The 20,305-nt window shown below is 66.3% G+C and carries 20 protein-coding genes; 10 read left to right on the forward strand and 10 right to left on the reverse strand.

Going from position 1 to position 20,305, the window contains the following annotated elements:
* Positions 1-12: 12 nt before the first annotated feature.
* The 3 genes from ACP5M5_RS02140 to ACP5M5_RS02150 form a co-directional block, all read right to left on the reverse strand.
* Complete coding sequence (locus ACP5M5_RS02140) at positions 13-951, reverse strand: electron transfer flavoprotein subunit alpha/FixB family protein (RefSeq protein ID WP_427935211.1); 939 nt, start codon at positions 949-951, stop codon at positions 13-15.
* 2 nt (positions 952-953) lie between these two features.
* Positions 954-1,703, reverse strand: coding sequence for an electron transfer flavoprotein subunit beta/FixA family protein (locus ACP5M5_RS02145; protein WP_427935213.1), 750 nt, complete (start codon positions 1,701-1,703; stop codon positions 954-956).
* Positions 1,704-1,800: 97 nt separating this feature from the next.
* On the reverse strand, positions 1,801-1,980 hold the full coding sequence (locus ACP5M5_RS02150) for a twin transmembrane helix small protein (protein WP_274964291.1): 180 nt from the start codon (positions 1,978-1,980) through the stop codon (positions 1,801-1,803).
* A 120-nt stretch (positions 1,981-2,100) separates the two neighbouring features.
* Here ACP5M5_RS02150 and ACP5M5_RS02155 point away from each other — a divergent pair, with 120 nt between their 5' ends.
* Both ACP5M5_RS02155 and ACP5M5_RS02160 read left to right on the forward strand, forming a co-directional pair.
* The gene (locus ACP5M5_RS02155) at positions 2,101-4,434 is read left to right on the forward strand and encodes a mechanosensitive ion channel family protein (protein WP_427935215.1); all 2,334 of its coding nucleotides are present in this window, start codon (positions 2,101-2,103) and stop codon (positions 4,432-4,434) included.
* Positions 4,431-5,159, forward strand: a complete 729-nt coding sequence (locus tag ACP5M5_RS02160; RefSeq protein ID WP_427935216.1) for a 2OG-Fe dioxygenase family protein — start codon at positions 4,431-4,433, stop codon at positions 5,157-5,159. The genes ACP5M5_RS02155 and ACP5M5_RS02160 overlap by 4 nt, the downstream gene beginning before the upstream one ends.
* A gap of 67 nt (positions 5,160-5,226) precedes the next feature.
* On the opposite strand, the gene ACP5M5_RS02165 is transcribed toward ACP5M5_RS02160, so the two are convergent.
* A complete protein-coding gene (locus ACP5M5_RS02165) occupies positions 5,227-5,874 on the reverse strand; it encodes a PEP-CTERM sorting domain-containing protein (protein WP_427935218.1) in 648 nt (215 codons plus the stop codon).
* Positions 5,875-6,098: 224 nt separating this feature from the next.
* Positions 6,099-7,220 carry an NAD(P)/FAD-dependent oxidoreductase gene (locus tag ACP5M5_RS02170; RefSeq protein ID WP_427935219.1) on the reverse strand — a complete coding sequence of 374 codons (1,122 nt, stop codon included), beginning with the start codon at positions 7,218-7,220 and terminating at the stop codon, positions 6,099-6,101.
* Between the two features lie 223 nt (positions 7,221-7,443).
* Here ACP5M5_RS02170 and ACP5M5_RS02175 point away from each other — a divergent pair, with 223 nt between their 5' ends.
* Positions 7,444-7,944 (forward strand): Rap1a/Tai family immunity protein, encoded by a 501-nt coding sequence (locus ACP5M5_RS02175; protein WP_427935220.1) that lies wholly within the window; start codon positions 7,444-7,446, stop codon positions 7,942-7,944.
* A gap of 15 nt (positions 7,945-7,959) precedes the next feature.
* Here ACP5M5_RS02175 and ACP5M5_RS02180 read toward each other — a convergent pair whose 3' ends face one another.
* The 3 genes from ACP5M5_RS02180 to ACP5M5_RS02190 all read right to left on the reverse strand — a co-directional run bounded on the left by ACP5M5_RS02180 (position 7,960) and on the right by ACP5M5_RS02190 (position 11,481).
* Positions 7,960-9,390, reverse strand: a complete 1,431-nt coding sequence (locus ACP5M5_RS02180; protein WP_427935222.1) for a methyl-accepting chemotaxis protein — start codon at positions 9,388-9,390, stop codon at positions 7,960-7,962.
* 64 nt (positions 9,391-9,454) lie between these two features.
* Positions 9,455-10,177, reverse strand: coding sequence for an acetoacetyl-CoA reductase (gene phbB / locus ACP5M5_RS02185; protein WP_427935224.1), 723 nt, complete (start codon positions 10,175-10,177; stop codon positions 9,455-9,457).
* Positions 10,178-10,308: 131 nt separating this feature from the next.
* A complete protein-coding gene (locus ACP5M5_RS02190; protein WP_427935226.1) occupies positions 10,309-11,481 on the reverse strand; it encodes an acetyl-CoA C-acetyltransferase in 1,173 nt (390 codons plus the stop codon).
* Positions 11,482-11,700: 219 nt separating this feature from the next.
* Between ACP5M5_RS02190 and ACP5M5_RS02195 the strand changes: the two genes are divergently transcribed.
* The 4 genes from ACP5M5_RS02195 (at position 11,701) to ACP5M5_RS02210 (ending at position 14,904) form a co-directional block, all read left to right on the forward strand.
* Positions 11,701-11,946, forward strand: a complete 246-nt coding sequence (locus ACP5M5_RS02195; protein ID WP_427935227.1) for an exodeoxyribonuclease VII small subunit — start codon at positions 11,701-11,703, stop codon at positions 11,944-11,946.
* A complete protein-coding gene (locus tag ACP5M5_RS02200; protein ID WP_427935229.1) occupies positions 11,943-12,869 on the forward strand; it encodes a polyprenyl synthetase family protein in 927 nt (308 codons plus the stop codon). The genes ACP5M5_RS02195 and ACP5M5_RS02200 overlap by 4 nt, the downstream gene beginning before the upstream one ends.
* A 12-nt stretch (positions 12,870-12,881) precedes the next feature.
* Complete coding sequence (locus ACP5M5_RS02205) at positions 12,882-13,619, forward strand: TlyA family RNA methyltransferase (protein WP_427935231.1); 738 nt, start codon at positions 12,882-12,884, stop codon at positions 13,617-13,619.
* A 175-nt stretch (positions 13,620-13,794) separates the two neighbouring features.
* Entirely contained in the window at positions 13,795-14,904 is a 1,110-nt protein-coding gene (locus ACP5M5_RS02210; RefSeq protein WP_427935232.1) for a calcium:proton antiporter, read from the forward strand.
* A 23-nt stretch (positions 14,905-14,927) separates the two neighbouring features.
* Here the strand turns inward: ACP5M5_RS02210 and ACP5M5_RS02215 are convergent, their stop codons facing one another.
* Entirely contained in the window at positions 14,928-15,653 is a 726-nt protein-coding gene (locus ACP5M5_RS02215; RefSeq protein ID WP_427935234.1) for an orotate phosphoribosyltransferase, read from the reverse strand.
* A 91-nt stretch (positions 15,654-15,744) separates the two neighbouring features.
* Between ACP5M5_RS02215 and ACP5M5_RS02220 the strand changes: the two genes are divergently transcribed.
* Positions 15,745-16,812 carry a tartrate dehydrogenase gene (locus ACP5M5_RS02220; protein ID WP_427935236.1) on the forward strand — a complete coding sequence of 356 codons (1,068 nt, stop codon included), beginning with the start codon at positions 15,745-15,747 and terminating at the stop codon, positions 16,810-16,812.
* Positions 16,813-17,275: 463 nt separating this feature from the next.
* Here the strand turns inward: ACP5M5_RS02220 and ACP5M5_RS02225 are convergent, their stop codons facing one another.
* Positions 17,276-17,662, reverse strand: a complete 387-nt coding sequence (locus tag ACP5M5_RS02225; protein WP_114913997.1) for a phasin family protein — start codon at positions 17,660-17,662, stop codon at positions 17,276-17,278.
* 513 nt (positions 17,663-18,175) lie between these two features.
* On the opposite strand from ACP5M5_RS02225, the gene ACP5M5_RS02230 reads away from it, so the two are divergent.
* Positions 18,176-19,345, forward strand: coding sequence for a D-alanyl-D-alanine carboxypeptidase family protein (locus tag ACP5M5_RS02230; RefSeq protein WP_427935237.1), 1,170 nt, complete (start codon positions 18,176-18,178; stop codon positions 19,343-19,345).
* 127 nt (positions 19,346-19,472) lie between these two features.
* Positions 19,473-20,282, forward strand: coding sequence for a type I methionyl aminopeptidase (map, locus tag ACP5M5_RS02235; protein WP_427935238.1), 810 nt, complete (start codon positions 19,473-19,475; stop codon positions 20,280-20,282).
* Positions 20,283-20,305: the final 23 nt, after the last annotated feature.

Consider the following 20,305-nt stretch of genomic DNA (forward strand, 5'->3'; position numbering starts at 1 on the left):
TGAGACCGACGCTCACGACACGTTCTCCAGCGCCTCGGACAGTTCCGGCAGCGCCTTGAACAAATCGGCGACCAGCCCATAATCGGCGACCTGGAAGATCGGCGCTTCCTCGTCCTTATTGATGGCGACGATGACTTTGCTGTCTTTCATACCGGCGAGATGCTGGATCGCGCCGGAAATCCCGACCGCGATATAAAGCTCGGGCGCAACGATCTTGCCGGTCTGGCCGACCTGATAGTCGTTGGGCACGAACCCGGCATCGACCGCGGCGCGCGAGGCGCCGACGGCGGCGTGCAGCTTGTCGGCGATGGCGTCGAGCAGGTGAAAATTCTCGCCGCTCTGCATCCCGCGCCCGCCGGAGATGACGATCCGCGCCGCCGTCAGCTCCGGCCGCTCACTTTTGGAGAGTTCCGCAGAGACGAAGCGCGAGGTCTCCGGCGCGGCCAGGGTCGGCGCCGCGACAATCTCCGCCGAACCGCCCTCGGCGGCGACCGGGTCGAAGCCCGTCGCGCGCACGGTGATCACTTTTTTCGCGTCCGTCGATTTCACCGTCGCCAGCGCGTTGCCGGCATAGATCGGGCGGACGAAAGTGTCCGCGTCGAGCACCGCCGAAATATCGCTGATCGGCTGCACGTCGAGCAAGGCCGCGGCGCGTGGCATGACGTTCTTGCCGCTCGCGGTCGCCGCGGCGAGGAGATGGGTATAGTCGGGGGCGAGGGCGACCAGGAGATCGGCGAGCGGCTCGGCGAGGCCATGGGCATAGGCGGGCGCATCGGCGGCGATGACTTTCGCAACCCCAGGCAGCTTCGCCGCCGCTTGCGCGACCGCGCCGATCCCCTCGCCGGCGACGAGGACATGCACCTCGCCGAGCTTTTGCGCCGCCGCGACCGCGCTTCGCGCCGGCTGCTTGATCGCCTTTCCGTCATGGTCGAGAAGGACGAGTGCGGTCATGGTCAGATCACCTTGGCTTCGTTTTTCAGCTTGTCCACCAGCTCCGCGACCGAGCCGACCTTGACCCCGGCCTGGCGGCGCGGCGGCTCGGTGGTTTTGAGAACCTGAAGGCGTGGCGCCGGATCGACGCCGAGTGCCGCCGGGGTCAGCGTCTCGATCGGTTTTTTCCGCGCCTTCATGATGTTGGGGAGACTCGCATAACGCGGCTCGTTGAGGCGAAGATCAGTGGTGACGATCGCCGGCAACGTGAGGGACACGGTTTCCAGCCCGCCATCAATCTCGCGCGTCACCTCGGCGCGCCCGTCCGCGATCGAAAGCCTGCTCGCGAACGTCCCTTGCGGCCAGCCGAGGAGGGCGGCGAGCATCTGCCCGGTCGCGTTCATGTCGTCATCGATCGCTTGTTTACCGAGAATGACGAGCTGCGGCGCTTCCTTGACGACGATCGCCTTAAGCAGCTTCGCAACCGCGAGCGGTTGCAGCTCGACATCGGTTTCAACCAGGATGCCGCGATCGGCTCCCATCGCGAGCGCGGTGCGGATGGTTTCGGCGCAGGCGCCCCCCCCCATCGAGACCGCGATGATTTCCTCGACGACGCCTTTTTCCTTGAGGCGAACGGCCTCCTCGACGGCAATTTCGTCGAACGGGTTCATCGACATTTTCACGCCCGCGGTTTCAACGCCGCTGCCGTCGCTCCTCACCCGCACCTTGACGTTGTAATCGACAACCCGTTTGACGGCGACAAGAAGCTTCATCGGCGTTGCGTTCCCTGACATGCCCGGACCTCGGAGCCCGGGCGAAATTAGGCAGCGCTCTCGGGGCCTGTCAAACTGAGGGGCGGCGCCTTGCGCCTTAAGAGCGCCCGAGGCTGAGCAGCAGGGCGAGCAGCAGCAGGGCCGCCGCTTGCAGGATCACCCGCCAGCGCATCAATTGGTTCGAGCGGCGCGGATCGCCGCCGCGCGCGACCCCGATGATCCCGAGCACGAGGACGCCGAGCACGCCGGCCATCACCAAGATCAGAAAAAACGACAATGCCGCCCGCATCGCGCCGGCATAGCGCGCCGAGAGCCGGCGCGCATCCCCCCTCGGCGGAAAAAAGCGCCGCGCCGCCGCGGCCGTTGACAGCGCTCCGCGGCTATGGTCGGAAAGGCCATGATGCGTGCGCTGGCTCTCGCTCTGCTTCTGATATGCGCGGGGTCTTGGCGCGTCGGCGCGCAATCGCCGCCGGCGCCGGCGCTCGACCGGCAGACCGCGCAAGAAGTGATCGCCGATCTGCAGAACCCGGAAAAGCGCGCGAAGCTGATCGCCGCCCTCCGCGCCCTCGCCGCCGCCTCGGGTGAGGCCCATCTGCCGCCCGCCCCGACGCCCGCGGCGCCGCTCGCTTTACCACTGGCGCCCAACAGCCTCGGCGCCCAGATCCTGGTCGATGCCGCGAGCCGGCTGCAAGTGGGCTCGAAGCGGATTGTCCAAAGCGTCCAGGCGGTGACCGATTTCCAGGCGATCGGCGACTGGCTGCGTGAAACCGCGACCGACCCCTATGCCCAGGCGCGTTTCTTCGCCGCTCTCTGGCGTCTCGTCCTGATCCTCGCGATCGGGCTCGCCGCCGATATCCTCGCCGAACGCGCCTTGCGCCGGCCGCGGCGCGGCCTTGAGGCGGTGGTTGGCGGTGGCGCCGAAGCGCCGCCGCCCCCCGAGACCGAACCCGCGATCGCCGATGAGCCGCTGGCCGCCGCGTCCGCGGAGAGGGATACGCCGGTGATCGCGATCCCGTTCGCGCGCTTGCCCTTCGTTCTGCTGCGGTTTCTGCTCGAACTGGTGCCCTCGGTCATCCTGCTCGGCTTCGTCTATGCTCTGCTCAGCACGCCGCTCGCCGGCTCGGCCTCGACGCAGGTGGTGATCCTCGCCGTCGTCGATGCCTTCGTGACAGTGCAGGTGGTGATGGCGGCGGTGCGTTCCCTGCTCTCGCCGGACAATCCCGGGATGCGGGTCTTCGGGCTCGGCGATGCCGCCGCGCTCGCGATCACCCGCTGGGTACGGCGGCTGATCGCGGTCAGTGTTTTCGGCTATGCCCTCGCCGAGGTCGGCCTGGTCTTCGGCCTCGACCCGGATGCCCATGACGCGCTGCTCAAGATCATCGCCCTCATCGTCCACGTCATGCTGGTGGTGGTGGTGTTCAAGAACCGCCGGCTGGTCGCCGGCTGGATCGCGCCGCGCAAGGATGACGGCGGCCCGCTCGCGCTCGCGCGCAAGCGGGCGGCGCGGCTTTGGCATCATGTCGCAATCATCGCCATTCTCGGCCTCTGGCTGGTTTGGGCGCTCGGCGTGCCGGACGGCTATCGCTTACTGCTCAAGATCGGGGCGCTGAGCGTCGTCGTTCTCATCGCCGGGCGAGCGGCGCGGCAAGTCTTGCTCGGCGCCCTCGACCGCATGTTCCATGTCGGCGCCGAGCCGATCGCCGGGCTCGAGGTGGTGCCGGGGCTGGCCGGCATCTCGGCGCGGGCGCGCAGCTATCATCGCCTGTTGCGCGCTATCGTCTCGGGCATCATCACCGCGATCATCCTGGTCTCGCTCCTGCAGGCATGGGGGTTCGGCGCTTTCGACTGGTTCAGCGACGGCGCCCTCGGCGAACGGGTGGTCTCGGCGCTGGTGACCATCGCGTTGGTCCTGTTTCTCGTGCTCGTGGTGTGGGAGGGGGCCAATGAGCTGATTCTGCGCCAGGTGACGCGCCTCACCAGCCAGGGTCATATGGCGCGGGCGAGCCGCATGCGCACGCTGCTGCCGATGATCCGCGCGGCGCTCGCGGTGGTTTTGTTCCTGATCGCAGCCCCGGTCGCACTTTCTGAAATTGGCGTCAACATCGCGCCCTTGCTCGCCGGCGCCGGCATCGTCGGCGTCGCCATCGGCTTTGGCTCGCAAAAACTGGTGCAGGATCTCATCACCGGGGTCTTCCTGCTCCTCGAAAACGCGATGCAGGTCGGGGATTGGGTGACGCTGGCCGGGGTTTCGGGCTCGGTCGAGGCGCTTTCGGTGCGCACCATCCGGCTGCGCGCCAGCGACGGCTCGGTGCACATCATCCCCTTCAGCGCGGTGACCACGGTCAGCAACAGCAATCGCGGTCTCGGCAATGCCGCGGTCAATGTCAGTGTCGCCTACAAAGAGGATACCGATCGCGTCTGCGAGGCGCTGCGCGAGGTCGCCGCCGGGATGCGCAAGGATCCCGCCTATCAGCGCGGCATGCTGAGCGATCTGCAGCTCTGGGGCGTCGATAAGATCGAAGGCGCTGTCGTTACCATCGCCGGCCAAATCGTCTGCACCGACAGCGCCCGCTGGGGGGTGCAGCGCGAGTTCCAGCGGCGCATGAAAAAGCGCTTCGAGGAACTCGGCATCGAGATCGCCAATCCGACCCAGACCGTGCTGCTGCTGACCCCGCCGGGTCAGCAGGCGCCGGCGCAAGCCGAACCATCGCGGCAAGAAGCGGCGCAATGAGCGACGATACCGGCCGCGCGATCGCAGCACGCGGCTTCGCCTTCGTCCCGGCGGCGGCGATGCGGGCCGAATTGCTGAGACACGGCGCCCTCGACGACTGGGCGAGGTTCGCCGCAAGCTGGAACGAACTCGGCCACGACACCTACATGGCCGATGGCGGGCGCTACCGCAAACGCCGCTTCGCGGTGTTCACTGCCGTCCCCGGTGAGCCGGCTATCCCGCGCGCCCCGCATCAGCCGCATTATCAGTCACGCGACTATAACCCCCTCAATGGCGGCATCGCGCGCTGGTTCGAACCAATCCGCGACGATATCGCGGCGAGCGCAAGCTTCACGACCATCCTCCGCTTCTGCCGCGCGCTTTTCGACGGGCTATGCCCGAATGTCGCCTGGCATATCGAGGCGCACCAATTCCGCATCGAGGCGCGCGCCGGCGCCCCCGGCAAGCCGACGCCAGAGGGATTGCACCGCGACGGGGTCGATTACGTGCTCGTCCTGATGATCGGGCGCGAGAACATCGAGCGCGGTGAGACGAGCATTCATGACCTTGATGGCAAATTGCTCGGGAGCTTCACCCTCGCCGCCCCCTTCGATGCCGCCCTGGTCGATGACCACCGCGTCTATCACGGTGTCACCCCGGTGGCGCCGGTGGATACCGGCGCGCCGTCCCATCGTGATGTTTTGGTGGTGACGTTTCACCGTAAAACGGCGGGGGCGAGGGGGTAAGAAAAAATCTTCTTTTTCTGAAGAAAAAGAAGCAAAAAGACTTTATCCTGTCTTCTTGGCGTGTTTACTACTCATTGGGAAGAAATTCTCGCTCCCTCGTCTTGCGGCGCGCGAATGTCAGGCCAATGACTCCACTCGCGAGGATCGCGAGGCTCATCGGCTCGGGCACCGAGGACGAGCCCGGTGGATCGACATAGGTGGCAAACCCGTCGCCAGCATAAGTGGATGTGAAATCGGGGCCAAATATGCTCGGGTTGAGCACGAAATCCGAACCACCCGCATAAGGCTGCGGGTAGGTGCTGTGCTGCAACCAGTCGGTGCCGTTGTTTCCGATCGGCTCGATCCCCAATACCTCACCGACCGTTACCGGCAGGGAAACCGTGAAGGTGGAAACACCAGCCGCGTTTGTCGAATCGAAGGTTCCAACGTCCAGAACCGTCGTCGTCGGTGTGCCGCCCGAGGTGGACAGAATGTTGACGCCCGTGAACGAACTGTTCGAGGAATTCGTATCAACGGTGATTTCGGCCAACGTTCCAGCGATTCCGACCGTGAAGGTTTCCGCTCTTCGAAAAGATCCCCCGGAAAAGGCGGCATTTTGGATGTTCGGCGTGGGTGTGTAGTCCTGATCCAGCACCGGGGTCGCCCAGGCCGCACGCGCGAGAAACCCAAAACCAAACAGAGTCGCCAACGCCACAAACCGCTTGATCGAACGCATAGCCCTAAATTCCTCCTCTCCCGAACATCTTAATTTTTCACGATGCGCCGCCAGTCGAAAAAAGTATCAAATGGTAAAAAATCATGTCTCGTGAAGGCAACGGCGAACGCATTTTCCTCTCATCAATTCCGCGTGAGCTGCGATGGCCGATCCCACCACGCCGTCAAACGGCATCTCGACGTCGTCGTGCCCCCCGGCTCGCCGATACCGTCGATCCTCACAATTCAGGCGAAACGGCCGGGATCGATGCGGGCGATGATTTCGCCAGCCGCGCCGGCGTCCTGCCCGAGCACCATCGCCGCCACCAGCGCGCCCGCCGCCGGCGCGGTCTGGATGCCATAGCCGCCTTGCCCAACACACCAGAAAAATCCCTCAGCGGCGCGGTCCCAGCCGAAGGCAAGGCTGCCATCGGGCGTGAAGCTGCGCAGGCCCGCCCAGCTTCGCTCGACCCGCCGCACCGCGATCGTGAGCGCCTGCTGCATGCGGTCAATACCGATCGCGATATCGATCTCATCGGGCTGCACATCATGCGGGTGGGTCGGGGTGGCATCCGCCGGCGTCACCATCAGCCGCGTGCGCGCTTCCGGGCGGACATACCAGCTTTGCACGACATCTTGCACCAAAGGCCAGTCGACGACCGCGAAGGGGGCGGGATCGATGATCGCACCGGTGCGGCGCTTGGGCACGAGGCCGAGCGGCGCTACCCCGGCCGCCTGCGCGACCTCATCGCCCCAGGCGCCGGCGGCGTTGATGACGATCGGGGAGAGGAACCGCGCGTCGCCCGCCTCCGTCGCAACCCGCCAAAGTCCCTGGCTGCGCTCAATCGTCCGGGCGCGGGCATGGAGCGCGAGCAAGCCGCCCGCGCGGCGAAATTCGCGCAAAAATCCCTGATGCAAGGCGGCAACGTCGATATCGAAAGCATCCTCCTCGATCGCCGCGCCAATGGCATAGCGGGGGCGCAGCGCCGGCACCCGGCGCGCGACCTCGGCGAGCCCGATCTCACGCACCGCTTCGCCCTCGGCAATCAGGGTCGCCAGCGCCTCGGCCTGCTCGGGCGGAGCGAGAAACAACACGGCGCGACGATGGCTGAGCGGATGATCGCTAAAGCCGGGCGGCGGCGCATCGAAAAACCCGCGCGAGAGGCGGGTCAGGACATGGACATCCGGGGGACCGTAATTGAGAATCCAGATCGCCGCCGAGCGGCCGGTACTATGATAACCCGGCGTATCCTCGGCTTCGATCAGCGCGATCTTGCGCCCGCTCGCCGCGCGCGCGAGCGCGGCGGCAGCACTCGCGCCGGCCATCCCCGCGCCGATGACCAGGATATCGACGTGATGCTCGTCCATGGGTGAAAACTCTACCGGATGGCAGGATTTGGCAAGAGCGGCGCACCGCCCTGCAACAAAAAAGTCACAAAAGTGACACGAAACCATGCGGGGCGTTCGCGCCAAAACGCGCTACGAACCCCGGCACAAAAGGGTCACGCTTGCCGGGCGACAGGATGGCCCAGCGCGAGCGGAAAAATCCAGGCTCTTTCGTTCACTTTTCTGTGCGTGACGGAGACATTCGATGCGTTTTGCTGTTCTCGGCTGCCTCAGCCTGCTCGTCGCGGGTCCAGCGCTCGCGCAATCGGCGGCCAATGGGAGCGCGCCCGCGACAGGTCAATCAACCATGGCGGCAACCGCCATGACGCCGGTTACCACCCAACCGATGTCGGTCGCGAATCCGCTCGACATTCATAATCTCCGCGACCTCGCGCTCGCCTGCACGCTGCGCAACGATAATCCCTACTATGTTGCGGGAACCAGCCTTTGCGCCGGCTATGAGGCGGCGGTGCTCGATTTCCATCTCCTCGACACGATGGGGCCGCGCCATAACAAGCGCAAAGTCTGCCTCCCCAACCCGGCGCCGACGCGGCGCCAGTCCGTCGCCGGGCTCGTCTCCTGGGTCCAAAGCAATCCGCAATATCTGGACGAGCCGGCAGCGAGCGGGGTGTTGCGTTATTTCATCAATAACTACCCCTGCCACCGCAAAACCTTTCAATGGTCGCCGCCGGGACCGATGCAATAAGCCCCGATCCAAGCCTCAGATACGATAACAGACCCGCAACCCGCCCCAGATCCGGCCATTGACCCGGATCGGGGCGGAAGCGTCTTTCATCAGGGCGAATTTGCCGCCGCCCATATCGCGACGATAGGTCTGCAATAAAAACGGTGCGCCGCTGGTCGCCACCGCCTGCGCGGTTTTGTCGGTATAGCGGCGACGGTTGCGGCCATTGGCGGCATTCCACAGCGGATCCGCCCCGTGCGGTTTGCGATATTGCGGATTATGGGTCGGGATCAGGAGATTATGATCGGTGCAGGCGCACCAGACGACCCGCGGATCGAGCGCCAGCACCGGATCATGCAGTGGCGGCAGAACGCGATCGAGGAAATCGATATAGCGGGTCATGAATTGCTGCGGATCGGTGCCGGAAATCGGGCGGAGATCCTTGTCGAACAGATCGGCCTCGGTGATCGTGCCAGCGCTCAGGGCTTCAGCGAACGCCGCCTCGATCCGCGCCGCGGTCTCTCTCGCGGCGGCGATGAATTTGCTGTCCACCGTCTCAAAGCCAGAATCGGCGGTGCGGACCATGATCCGCTCGCTGGCCTCCAAAAGCGTGCCGCCGCGGCCGGCGGCGGTCGCCAGGGTCGCCGCCGAGCGGGTGATGCCAGCTTTCATGGCATCGACCAGCTCCGCGAATTGCTCGCAACGGGCGGTGATCTCGTTGGTCGCACCGCCAATCCGCCCGGCATTGGTCTCGACCGCCACGACCGCGCTACTCACCGTCTGCATCGCCTGATTGATGACATCGGCGCTTTTGCCTACCTCATGCGCCTCGCGCGCCCCATCCTCGGCGTGGCGGAGCAGAAGCTGCAAAGCCTCGGTGAGGGCGGCGAGCGTCGCGCCGATCTCGGCGGTCGCGGCGCTGGTCTGCTTGGCGAGCGCCTTGACCTCGCTCGCGACGACGGCGAAGCCGCGCCCGGCCTCGCCGGCCCGCGCCGCCTCGATGGTCGCATTCAGGGCGAGAAGATTGGTCTGACGGGCGATGCGGTCGATATTCTGGGAAACTTTGCCGACCGTCGCGATCGCCTCGCCGAAGGCGCCGACCTGGCTGCGGATGGTGCCGGCGGCAGCGACCAGCCGCTCAATGGCGCCGAGCGAGGCCCGCACCTCGGCCGCCGAAACCTCGGTATCCTGGCGCGCCGCCCCCGCCATGCGGGCATTTTCTGCAGCCGTCTCGGCGATCAGGCGGTTGGCGGTGATGATTTCGTCGCTGGCGGTGCCGATTTCCCGGACCTGGTTCGATTGTCCCTCGAGATGGGTGTTGACCTCCTGCACATCGCCCACGAGATCGGCGATATCGACCGAAAGCCGGCCGATATTCTCGGCGATCTCCGCGATGATGCGGGCCGGCGCTGTCACCTCCACCTTCGGTGGGTCGCCCGCCCGCTCATGATACGCATCCAGCGGCATTGCCCCTCTCCTTGCGGTCGGGGAACAGTTTAGCGCCGAAAACCTACCTTTCGATTAATCGCGCTCAGGTCATATATTGGCCGCCATTGATGGCGAGCGTCGCGCCGGTGACGAAACCGGCCTCCTCGGCCGCGAGAAACACCACCGCGCGGGCGATTTCCTCGGCCTGGCCGAGACGGCCGACCGGGATTTTGGCGATGACCTTCTGCAGAGCCTCGGCCGGCACCGCGCGCACCATCTCGGTGTCGATATAACCCGGGGCGACGGCGTTGACGGTGATGCCGTAGCGGGCGCCTTCCTGGGCCAACGCCTTGGTGAAGCCGATCATCCCGGCCTTGGCGGCGGAATAATTCACTTGCCCATATTGCCCGGCCTGGCCGTTGATGCTGCTGATATTGATCACGCGGCCGAATTTCGCCGCCCGCATCCCCTCGAAGGTGAGCTTGCAGAGATTGAAGCACGAGGTGAGGTTGGTTGCGATCACCACATCCCACATCTCGCGCGTCATGCGTGCAAGGGTGGTATCGCGGGTGATGCCGGCATTGTTGACGAGCACGGCGATCGGGCCATGTTCCTTGGCGATTTCCGCGACCGCGACCTCACAGGCGCCATAATCGCCGGCGTCAAAGCGCAGCACCGCGATCCCGGTTTCCTCGGCGAAAGCCCTGGCCGCCGAATCATTGCCGGCATAGCTCGCGACCACGCGGTGGCCAGCGGCTTTCAGCGCCCGCGAAATCGCCGCGCCAATGCCCCGCGTCCCCCCGGTGACCAATGCGACCCGTTCCATGTTTACCTCCCGTTATGAACGTTCGACGCCGTCAGGTTAGCATGCCGCGCTGGGATAATGTTGAGCGAAATCAATGTTGCAGCGCAGCACCCCGCCCCGCCTGGCCTGGGCGGGGAGGGGTTGCGCATCGCTCAGCGCTCGACGCACATGGCAACGCCCATGCCGCCGCCGATGCAGAGTGTCGCCAGGCCCTTATGCGCATCGCGCCGGGCCATTTCGGCGAGCAGTGTCACGAGGATGCGCGCCCCGGAAGCGCCGATCGGGTGGCCGATCGCGATCGCGCCGCCATTGACGTTCACCTTCGCCGGATCCCAGCCGAGATCCTTATTGACGGCGCAGGCCTGCGCCGCGAACGCCTCGTTGGCCTCGATCAGGTCGAGATCCTCGACCTTCCAGCCGGCGCGCGCCAGCGCCTTGCGCGAGGCCGGGATCGGGCCGGTGCCCATCAGCGCCGGATCGACGCCGGCGGTCGCGAACGCAGCGATGCGGGCAAGCGGCGCGAGCCCGCGCTTGGCCGCCTCGCTCGCCGTCATCACGACGAGGGCGGCGGCGCCATCATTAATGCCGCTCGCGTTCGCCGCCGTCACCGTGCCGTCCTTGGTGAAGGCCGGCCGCAGCTTCGTCATCGCTTCGAGGGAGGCATCGTGGCGGATATATTCGTCTTCGGATACCACCACGTCACCCTTGCGGCCCTTCACCGTGACCGGCGCGATCTCGCTCTGGAAACGCCCGGCTTTCTGCGCGGCACTCGCCTTCTGCTGGGAGGCGAGGGCGAAGGCATCCTGCTCCTCGCGGGTGATCTGATAGGCGCGGGCGACGTTCTCGGCGGTGACGCCCATGTGATAGCCGTTGAAAATATCCCAGAGCCCGTCTTTGATCATGGTATCGACGAAGCCGAGATCGCCCATTTTCACCCCGGCGCGAAGATGCGCCGCGTGCTGCGCGAGGCTCATGCTTTCCTGGCCGCCGGCGACGACGATCTTGCTCTCGCCGCTCATCACCTGTTGTGCCGCCAGAGCGACGGCGCGCAGCCCCGAGCCGCAGACCTGATTGATCCCGAATGCGGTTTTGTCGTCCGGGATGCCGGCAGCGCGGGCCGCCTGGCGGGCCGGGTTCATGCCCTGGCCGGCGGCGAGGATCTGGCCGAGAATCACCTCGTCGACCTCGCCGGGCTCGAGTTTGGCGCGGCCGATCGCGGCCGAAAGCGCGGTTGCACCAAGCATATGCGCGGGCACCGCCGCGAATGCGCCGTTGAAGCTGCCAACCGGCGTGCGGGCGGCGGCGGCGATGACGATATCTTCCATGATGTCACTTCCTCCTGAAGCCGTGATGGACCCAGTGCGGCGGACACGTCGCCAAGCGGCGTCTGGTCCGGGATGAGGGTCTCGCAGGCAAGCCTAAGCCGCCCGTGCCCTGCCCGCCAGGGGGTGGATCAAGACGAGCGTGTCGCGTGGGGGTTGGCGTCGCGGCACCGGCGGGATAGGAGCAGGCGTTTGACAACCCCCGCGCCGGAGGATCTCCCCATGCCTGCCACCGCGCCGCCCCGTCCGGTCGCCGAGCTTTCCTTCGAGGACGCGATGGCCGAACTCGAGCAGATCGTGCGCGCTCTCGAGGAGGGGCGGCAGACGCTGGACGAGGCGCTCGCCGCCTATGAGCGCGGCACCGCCCTTCGCCAGCATTGCGAGGCGCGGCTCGCCGAGGTTGAAGCGCGCATCAACGCCATCGTCACGACCGAGAACGGGCTCGCCACCCGCCCGGTGGCGCCATGAGTAAGGCTCAGCCCCCGGCGCCCAATGACGCGCCCGACCCCAGGCTCACGGCAGCGCTCGCCGCTGCCGCCGCGCGGGTCGAGGCCGCGCTCGAGACCCTGCTCATGGTGCCGGAGGGGCGGGAGGCGCGGTTGTTCGAGGCCATGCGTTACGCGACGCTCGGCGGCGGCAAGCGGCTCCGCGCCTTTTTGGTGCTGGAAAGTGCGGCGCTGTTCATGGTGAATGCCACCTGCGCCGCCCGCGTCGCTGCCGCGGTCGAAATGCTCCATGCCTATTCGCTGGTGCATGACGATTTGCCGGCGATGGATGACGATGATCTCCGCCGCGGCCGCCCGAGCACCCATCGCGCCTTCGACGAAGCGACCGCGATCCTTGCCGGCGATGCCTTGCAGACCCGCGCCTTCGAGGTGCTGGCCGAGCCCGACACCCATTCCGACCCGCAGGCGCGCGCCGATCTGGTGCTCGGGCTCGCGCATGCCGCCGGCGCGCGCGGCATGGTCGGCGGCCAGATGATCGACATGGCGGCGGAGGGGAAGGAGCTGAGCGAGGCCGAAATCGCGCGCCTACAGGCGCTGAAAACCGGCAGGCTTATTCAGTTCAGCGCCGAGGCCGGCGCCATTCTCGGCCGCGCGCCACACACCCAGCGCCAGGCGCTGGCCTGGTACGGGCGCGATCTCGGCGCCGCCTTTCAGATCGCCGATGATCTCCTCGACGCCCTCGGCACCACCGAGGAGACCGGCAAGACCGCCGGCAAGGACCAGGCCGCCGGCAAGGCGACGCTGGTCGCCATCCTCGGCCCCGAGCGCGCCCGCGCCCAGGCGCTGCTGCTCGCCGAGCAAGCGGCGGCGCATCTCGAAATGTTCGGCGAGCGCGCCGCCCATCTCCGGGCGCTGGCCCGCTTCGTCGTCGCGCGCCGGCACTGACGGCGGCGGCGGATGGCAAGGCTCCGTGCCGATCAGCTTCTGCTGGCGCGCGGCCTTGCCGAAAGCCGAGCGCGCGCGCAGGCGCTGATTCTCGCCGGGAAAGTTCTCTCCGGGACGCGGCGGGTCGAGAAATCCGGCGAGTTGCTTGCCGAGGACGCGCCGCTTGCGCTCCGCGGCGAGGATCACCCCTGGGTCTCACGCGGCGGCATCAAGCTCGCCCATGCCCTTGATCATTTCGGGCTCTCGCCTTCCGGGCGGGTCGGGCTCGATATCGGCGCCTCGACCGGCGGTTTCACCGAGGTCCTGCTCGCGCGCGGCGCGACGCGGGTTTACGCCGTCGATGTCGGGCACGGGCAGCTCGCCTGGAAGCTGCGCCAGGATGCCAGGGTCGTCGTGCATGAGCGCACCAATGCCCGCTTTCTCGATGCGACGCTGATCCCCGAGGCGGTCGGCTGCGTGGTCGCGGATGCGAGTTTCATCGGGCTGGAAACGGTTTTACCGGCGCCGCTGGCGCTGGCCGCACCGGGGTCGTTCGCGGTCGCGCTGATTAAGCCGCAATTCGAGGCCGGGCGCGAGGGCATCGGCAAAGGCGGCATCGTGCGTGATCCGGCGGTGCATGAGGCGGTGTGCGCGCGCATTGCCGCCTGGTGGGCGGGGCTCTCGGGCTGGCGGGTGCTTGGGCTTACGCCGAGCCCAATCACCGGTGCCGACGGCAACCGCGAATTCCTGATCGCGGCCTTGCGTGACTGATACCGGGCAGCGAAATCGCTGACCGGTATGCGCGCAGGGTGGGTGTGGCGGCTCCGCGCAACATCAAAAAGATACCAGCCAGCCGTCTTCAAGCGACGAGTCATTCTTTCGGCTGGCTGGTATGAGCCGCGGGGCGGCGCTTGACCGGACCGTTTCGCTCCGGCACGAGGTTTTCATGACGCATGCCCCTATCACCCGAATGCCGCGATGGACCTGGATCGCGCCGCTGCTGGCGGTGGTGTTTTACGCGATTGCGGCAGCATTCGGGTTCGCAGCGCACCTCGCGCCCGGCGCGGCCGGGATCGCACTCGCGGTCTTGTTGTTCCCGGCGCTGTTCGGGGCGATCTTCTCTGCCGTCTATCATGCCGAGGTGATCGCGCATCGCGCCGGCGAACCCTATGGCACCTTGATCCTGACCGCCGCCGTCACGATCATCGAGGTCGCGCTGATCGCCTCGGTGATGATCTCGGGCGACGCCAACGCGGCGACGCTGGCCCGCGATACGGTGTACGCCGTGGTGATGACGGTCTGCACCGGCCTTTCCGGGCTCTGCATCCTGGTCGGCGGTCTCCGCTACCGCGAGCCGAGCTTTCGCGTCTCCGGTGTCGGCATCTATCTCACCGTTCTGATCGTGCTGGCGACACTGACGCTCATTCTGCCGAATTTCACCGAGCAAGCGCCGGGGCCTCTTTACGCCCCGGTCCAGCTCGCGTTCGTCGCGGTGGTGACGCTGCTGCTCTACGGCGCCTTCCTCTATATCCAGACGGTGCGCCATCGCGACTATTTCGTCACGCCCGCCGCCGCGCATGCCGTGGATTTCGTGCCATCACGGTGGCGTTTGACGATGAGCGGCGGGCTTTTGGTCGTCGCGCTCGTCGTGGTCGTGCTGCTTTCCAAGAAATTCGCCGTCGTCGTCGAACTCGGCCGCCTCGCCGTGGGCGCGCCGCCGCAGGTGACGGGGCTCATCGTCGCCATCCTGATCCTGCTGCCCGAGGCGATCGCCGCGGTGGCGGCGGCCCGCAACGATGCGCTGCAGACCTCGCTCAATCTCGCGCTCGGCTCGGCGCTCGCGACCATCGGCATGACGTTTCCGGCCGCGGCCATCGTCTCGCTCTATCTCGGGATGCCGCTCGTGCTCGGGCTGGAGCCGGCGGGCATGGTGCTTCTCGCGCTCACCATGCTTGTCAGCACCATCACTTTCGCGACCGGCCGCGCCCATGTCCTGCACGGGCTGGTGCATCTGGTGATTTTCGCGACGTTTCTGTTTCTCGCCTTCCAGCCCTGAGGGCGATCAGCGGGGGAGCCGGTTCAGCGTTTCACGGCCTTGTGCCGTGCCGCCTCCTCGGCGCTCGCGACCCCGCCATGCGCTGCCGACCACGCGACCGGGTCTTCGAGGAAGCGCCGCACGCCGGTGAGCGCGGCCTCGGAAAAATGGCCGCGATCCTTGCCGGCATCGAGCACGTCCCACCAGGTCGCGAGATGATGGAGCCTAATTCCCATCCCCGCCAGGGTCTGCAGGCTGCCCGGGAAAACACCGTAGAAAAACACCACGAACGCATGCTCGATGATCGCGCCGGCGTCCCGCAGCGCTTGCGCGAACTGGATTTTTGACTGCCCATCGGTGGTCAGATCCTCGACCAGCAGCGTCCGCTTGCCCTCCGGCACATCACCCTCGATCAGGGCATCGCGGCCGAACCCTTTCGGCTTCTTGCGGATATAGGCCATCGGCGCCAGCATCCGATCGGCGATCCAGGCGGCGAAGGGAATGCCCGCGGTCTCGCCGCCGACCACCACGTCGACGCTCTCATAGCCAATCTGGCGGCCGATCTTCTCGACCGCCAGCGCACAGATCTTGGCCCGCGCGCGGGGGAAATAGATGATCCGCCGGCAATCGATATAGACTGGCGATTTCCAGCCCGAGGTCAGGGTGTAGGGTGCCTCGGGGCGGAAATTCACCGCCCCGATCTCGAGCAAAATCCGCGCCGTGGTCAGCGCCGCGCCGCGATCCCAATCCGTCATCTCACTCGCCGCCATGGCACCCTCCGCCAACCCCCGATGAAGCGGCCCCGGTCTAGCCGGATTGCCTTCCGTGGTCCATCATTGGCAGGGCTTTACGGAGAGAGACATGGCGCGCACCTATCGCATCGCGGTGATCCCGGGGGATGGCATCGGCAAGGAAACCGTGCCCGAAGGGTTGCGGGTGCTGGAAGCGGCTTCGCGCCGCTTCGGCTTCTCCCTCGCCCTCGATCATTATGATTGGTCGTGCGAAACCTACCAGCGCACCGGCGCGATGATGCCGGCGGATGGGTTGGAGCGCCTCGCTGGCCATGATGCGATCTTCCTCGGCGCCGTCGGCTGGCCCGGGGTTCCTGATCATGTCTCGCTTTGGGGGCTCCTCATTCCGCTCCGCCGCGGCTTTGATCAATATGTCAATCTGCGTCCCTGCCGGCTATTGCCGGGCATGCGCACGCCGCTCGCCGGGCGCGGGCCGGCGGAGATCGATTTCATCGTCGTGCGCGAAAACACCGAGGGCGAATATTCCGATATCGGCGGCCGTGCCTTCGTCGGCACGGAGCGCGAATTCGCGACCCAGCAAAGCGTCTTCACCCGCCATGGGGTCGATCGCGTGCTCCGCCACGCCTTCGAGCTGGCACGCTCGCGGCCACGCAAGCACCTGACCTCGGCGACCAAATCGAACGGCATCACCGTCACCATGCCCTATTGGGACGAGCGCTTCGCGCTGATGGCGCGGGAATACCCGGACGTGACCACGGCGCAGTTTCATATCGACATTCTCTGCGCCCATTTCGTCCAGCACCCGGACTGGTTCGATGTCGTCGTCGGCTCCAACCTGTTTGGCGATATCCTGAGCGATCTCGGCCCCGCCGTCGCCGGCTCGATCGGAATCGCGCCCTCGGCCAATATCAATCCTGAACGCCGCTATCCTTCGATGTTCGAGCCGGTGCACGGCTCGGCGCCGGATATCGCCGGCCGCGGCATTTGCAACCCGATCGGCCAGATCTGGTCGGCGGCCATGATGCTCGATCATCTCGGCGAAAAAGACGCGGCGCGGGCGATCGAGGCCGCGATCGCCGCTCTCCTCACTGAGCCCGGCCCGCGCACCCGTGATCTCGGCGGCACCGCCAGCACCGAGGAAATCGGCCAGGCGCTGGCCGCGCGCGTGGCCGGGTAAAAAACGCCGGAGACCCGGCCTTCGCCGGGAGGCAACCGCGGTCAGCCGGTTGCTCGCCCCGGGGATGCGGCCTTTAGGCTGGTGGTTTATCCCGCGGTTGCGGGCGGCGACGGCGCGCCCGCGTCTTTGCGGACGCGGCTTTGGGCTTTGCGTTTGGCGAGATTAGCGCGAAGCGCCTCGGCTTCCTTGGCTTGCCGCGCGGCGCGGGCGGCTTGCGCCGCCGGGCTTTCGCGCGGCGATGTGCGGTCTTTCGCGGCGGGGGGGGCGGAAGAATGCATAAGCGCAAGAGAACCCGGGCGAGCGCCGCCGGTCAAGACGTCGCCCGTCAATAGACACGAAAAAGCCTGGAGACACGAAAAAGCCCGGAACCCGCAGCGGGTTCCAGGCTTCGTATCACCGCCATTTTGCGCTCCCCGGAAACGCCGGGAAGGCGAGCGTTCCGGGAAGCGTCGGCGATGATGCGTTAGGCGGTTTTGGTGAATTTATCGGCCGCGAGGGTGACGCGCGCGAGCAGCGGCGCCGTCGCCTGCTCGGCGAGCTTGAAGGAGGCATCGGTGAAGCGGCCGGCCTCGGCCACCGACTTCTCGAACGTGGTGCGGGCGAGATTGGAGTGAAGATCCACCGCGTCCTTGAGCGACTTGACGCCGCTCAGCGCCTTGAACACGTTCACCGTCTCCTCGAACTGCGCCTGCGCCGAGGCGGCAAACTGCTTCGAGAGATCCTGCACGCCGGCCGCCCAGATCTGGCTCGACTTCACCAGCGCCTCGACATTGCCCTGACCGAAGGTGACGAAATCCTCGGTCGCCTTGATTGCCTTGTCCATCTGTTCCTTCATGGGAAACTCCATCATCGTTGTTTTTCCCTGCTTCGTCGGAGCAGCCGGGATCACTGCTTCTTGCGGCGCGGCGGCGGCAGGCTCACCATGAGCCTCGCGCGCCGCACCGTGCGCGGCCGATGCGACCGCGACTGCTTTGGGTTTCGTCGCCACGTTGCATCTCCATCTATCGTCTGTGGCAGGCGTGCTGATCCGGAGCTATTCTCAGGAAATAAGCCGCCTTTTCGGCGCCCGCACCGGCCTGTTCGGCTGACCCGGACCAGCCGGCGACCCCGGCCTTGCTGCACTGCAACAACGCGAATATAAATCGACCGATAGAGGCGGTCAAGGGATTTTTGTGCGCCGCAAAAAAAATCATGCCGTTGCGCGTGCCGGCTTTTCGCCACGCGGTTTTGCGCGCTTCTGCACGCCGCCTGAAAATTGTTCCTTAACCCCTTCAAAGGCAGACTGAATTTTGAGATTTCCACCTGGACAGGAAAGCGTCCCCGCCGCTACACTCATGGCGGCATGACAATAGGGAAGACGAGGATGGCGTTTTTGACGGGCGTGCCAGACGGGGAGGGTCACGCTGGCGCACGACGCGGCGGCCAGAGGCTGCGCCTCGCCGTCCTGTTTTTGCTGGCGCTGGCGTTGCTGCCCGGCGTCGCCCGCGCGCAGATCGGCTCTGACCGCTACAGCGCGATGGTGATCGACGCGGCGTCGGGCCGCGTGCTCTATGCCGCCAATCCCGACGCCGCGCGCTATCCGGCGAGCCTCACCAAGCTCATGACCCTTTATCTCACCTTCGAGGCGCTGCGCGACCGGCGGATCGCGCTTTCGGATCGGGTGCCGGTGTCGGCCTATGCCGCGTCTCAGGAGCCGTCCAAACTCGATCTCCGCCCGGGAACGCGCCTCACCGTCGAGCAGGCCGTTCTCGCCTTGGTCACCAAATCCGCCAATGACGCCGCCGCGGCCCTCGGGGAAATGCTCGGCGGCTCGGAGATGCGTTTCGCTCAAATGATGACGCTGCGCGCCCGCGCGCTCGGCATGTCGCATACCACGTTCCGCAACGCCTCCGGCCTTCCCGACCCCGAGCAGGTCACCACCGCGCGTGACCTTGCCATCCTCGCCCGCCACATCATCCAGGACTATCCCGATCAATATCGCTATTTCAGCGTCCCCGGCTTCGTCTTCCATGGCCGCCTGATCCCCAATCACGACCATATGCTCACGACCTACGAGGGCGCGGACGGGCTCAAGACCGGCTATACCGAGGCCGCCGGCCATAATCTCATCACCAGCGCGGTGCGCGGTGACACCCGGCTGATCGGCGTCGTGCTGGGTGCCAGTTCCAACCCGGAGCGCGATCAGCATATGGCGGCACTTCTCGATCAGGGTTTTTCCAGCCTTGGCGTGCCGGGAAGCGGGATCCTGCTTGCCCGCGCGAGCGGCAAGAAAGCCGGCGGGGCGAATTGGGGCCTGATCGCGACCGCCCATGCCGCGACATTGCCGCCAGCGCTCCGCCGCCCGGGCGGACCGCCGCCGACCCGGCTCGCCGCCGCCTCGCGCTGGCACAAAAAACACGCCCATCTCGTGCATAACGCCTCAGACCATCTCTCGCCGCACCATAAGCCCCACGCGCCGGGCCATGCCGGCGCGCCCGCGCTCAGCCATGCCCCTGCCCAGAAGCCATTGCCGGTGCCGCCAACGCTGACCTGAGCCGACCTGGCCGAGGATTAGCCACGCCTAGACCCTTGCGCCGTGCCGCTCGGTTGCGCATCTTTCCTCAATGATCGCGGGAGGTGCGGCGGCATCGTCCCAGATACGGGAGCAAAGGGATCAGACCATGGACGGCGGAGCCGATGCCCGGCGTGTCACGCTTTATCAGGAAGCCGATTTCGCCGGGCTGCGTGCGGCCGGGCGGCTCGCCGCCGAAACCCTCGACATGATCACCCCGCATGTCCGCCCCGGCATCAGCACCGCTGAACTCGACTCTCTGTGCCATGAGTTCATCGTCGCCCACGGCGCGGTGCCGGCACCGCTCCATTATCGCGGCTTTCCCAAATCGATCTGCACCTCGATCAACCATGTCGTCTGCCACGGCATTCCGGGTGAGCGTCGCCTCGACGAGGGCGATATCGTCAACATCGATGTCACTGTGATCCTCGACGGCTGGCACGGCGACAGCAGCCGGATGTATGTCGCGGGCAACGCCTCGACCCGCGCCCGGGTGCTGATCGATGTCACCCATGAGGCCTTGCTGCGCGGCATCGCGGCGGTCAAACCGGGGGCGACGCTCGGCGATATCGGCTTTGCCATCCAGAGCTTCGTCGAAGCCAAGCGCTTCAGCGTGGTGCGGGATTTCTGCGGCCATGGCATCGGCCGGCGTTTCCACGAGCCGCCCAATATCCTCCATTTCGGCCGCCGCGGCGACGGGATCACGCTTCGCCCAGGGATGGTCTTCACCATCGAGCCGATGGTCAATGTCGGCCGCGCCGAGGTGAAAATCCTCGACGATGGCTGGACCGCCGTGACCCGCGATCGCAGCCTCTCGGCACAATTCGAGCATATGCTCGGCGTCACCGAGGCGGGCTGCGAGATTTTTACCCTCTCGCCCGCCGGCTACGAGAAACCCCCTTACCCCATCGCCGGTTGAGCGCGCGCGTGTCCGCGCCCCCG

The organism is Acidibrevibacterium sp., assembly GCF_049965395.1.
GTDB classification, from domain to species: domain Bacteria; phylum Pseudomonadota; class Alphaproteobacteria; order Acetobacterales; family Acetobacteraceae; genus Acidibrevibacterium; species Acidibrevibacterium fodinaquatile.

Excerpts from the sequence above, each read along its gene's own strand:
- ACP5M5_RS02200 (WP_427935229.1), top strand. The coding sequence starts at position 11,943 with ATGAGTAAGGCTCAGCCCCCGGCGCCCAATGACGCGCCCGACCCCAGG.
- ACP5M5_RS02205 (WP_427935231.1), top strand. The coding sequence starts at position 12,882 with ATGGCAAGGCTCCGTGCCGATCAGCTTCTGCTGGCGCGCGGCCTTGCC.
- ACP5M5_RS02170 (WP_427935219.1), bottom strand. The coding sequence starts at position 7,220 with ATGGACGAGCATCACGTCGATATCCTGGTCATCGGCGCGGGGATGGCC.
- ACP5M5_RS02155 (WP_427935215.1), top strand. The coding sequence starts at position 2,101 with ATGATGCGTGCGCTGGCTCTCGCTCTGCTTCTGATATGCGCGGGGTCT.
- ACP5M5_RS02215 (WP_427935234.1), bottom strand. The coding sequence starts at position 15,653 with ATGGCGGCGAGTGAGATGACGGATTGGGATCGCGGCGCGGCGCTGACC.
- ACP5M5_RS02230 (WP_427935237.1), top strand. The coding sequence starts at position 18,176 with ATGGCGTTTTTGACGGGCGTGCCAGACGGGGAGGGTCACGCTGGCGCA.
- ACP5M5_RS02210 (WP_427935232.1), top strand. The coding sequence starts at position 13,795 with ATGACGCATGCCCCTATCACCCGAATGCCGCGATGGACCTGGATCGCG.
- ACP5M5_RS02220 (WP_427935236.1), top strand. The coding sequence starts at position 15,745 with ATGGCGCGCACCTATCGCATCGCGGTGATCCCGGGGGATGGCATCGGC.
- ACP5M5_RS02225 (WP_114913997.1), bottom strand. The coding sequence starts at position 17,662 with ATGATGGAGTTTCCCATGAAGGAACAGATGGACAAGGCAATCAAGGCG.
- ACP5M5_RS02180 (WP_427935222.1), bottom strand. The coding sequence starts at position 9,390 with ATGCCGCTGGATGCGTATCATGAGCGGGCGGGCGACCCACCGAAGGTG.
- ACP5M5_RS02145 (WP_427935213.1), bottom strand. The coding sequence starts at position 1,703 with ATGAAGCTTCTTGTCGCCGTCAAACGGGTTGTCGATTACAACGTCAAG.
- ACP5M5_RS02195 (WP_427935227.1), top strand. The coding sequence starts at position 11,701 with ATGCCTGCCACCGCGCCGCCCCGTCCGGTCGCCGAGCTTTCCTTCGAG.
- ACP5M5_RS02190 (WP_427935226.1), bottom strand. The coding sequence starts at position 11,481 with ATGGAAGATATCGTCATCGCCGCCGCCGCCCGCACGCCGGTTGGCAGC.
- ACP5M5_RS02140 (WP_427935211.1), bottom strand. The coding sequence starts at position 951 with ATGACCGCACTCGTCCTTCTCGACCATGACGGAAAGGCGATCAAGCAG.
- ACP5M5_RS02175 (WP_427935220.1), top strand. The coding sequence starts at position 7,444 with ATGCGTTTTGCTGTTCTCGGCTGCCTCAGCCTGCTCGTCGCGGGTCCA.
- ACP5M5_RS02160 (WP_427935216.1), top strand. The coding sequence starts at position 4,431 with ATGAGCGACGATACCGGCCGCGCGATCGCAGCACGCGGCTTCGCCTTC.
- phbB (WP_427935224.1), bottom strand. The coding sequence starts at position 10,177 with ATGGAACGGGTCGCATTGGTCACCGGGGGGACGCGGGGCATTGGCGCG.
- map (WP_427935238.1), top strand. The coding sequence starts at position 19,473 with ATGGACGGCGGAGCCGATGCCCGGCGTGTCACGCTTTATCAGGAAGCC.
- ACP5M5_RS02165 (WP_427935218.1), bottom strand. The coding sequence starts at position 5,874 with ATGCGTTCGATCAAGCGGTTTGTGGCGTTGGCGACTCTGTTTGGTTTT.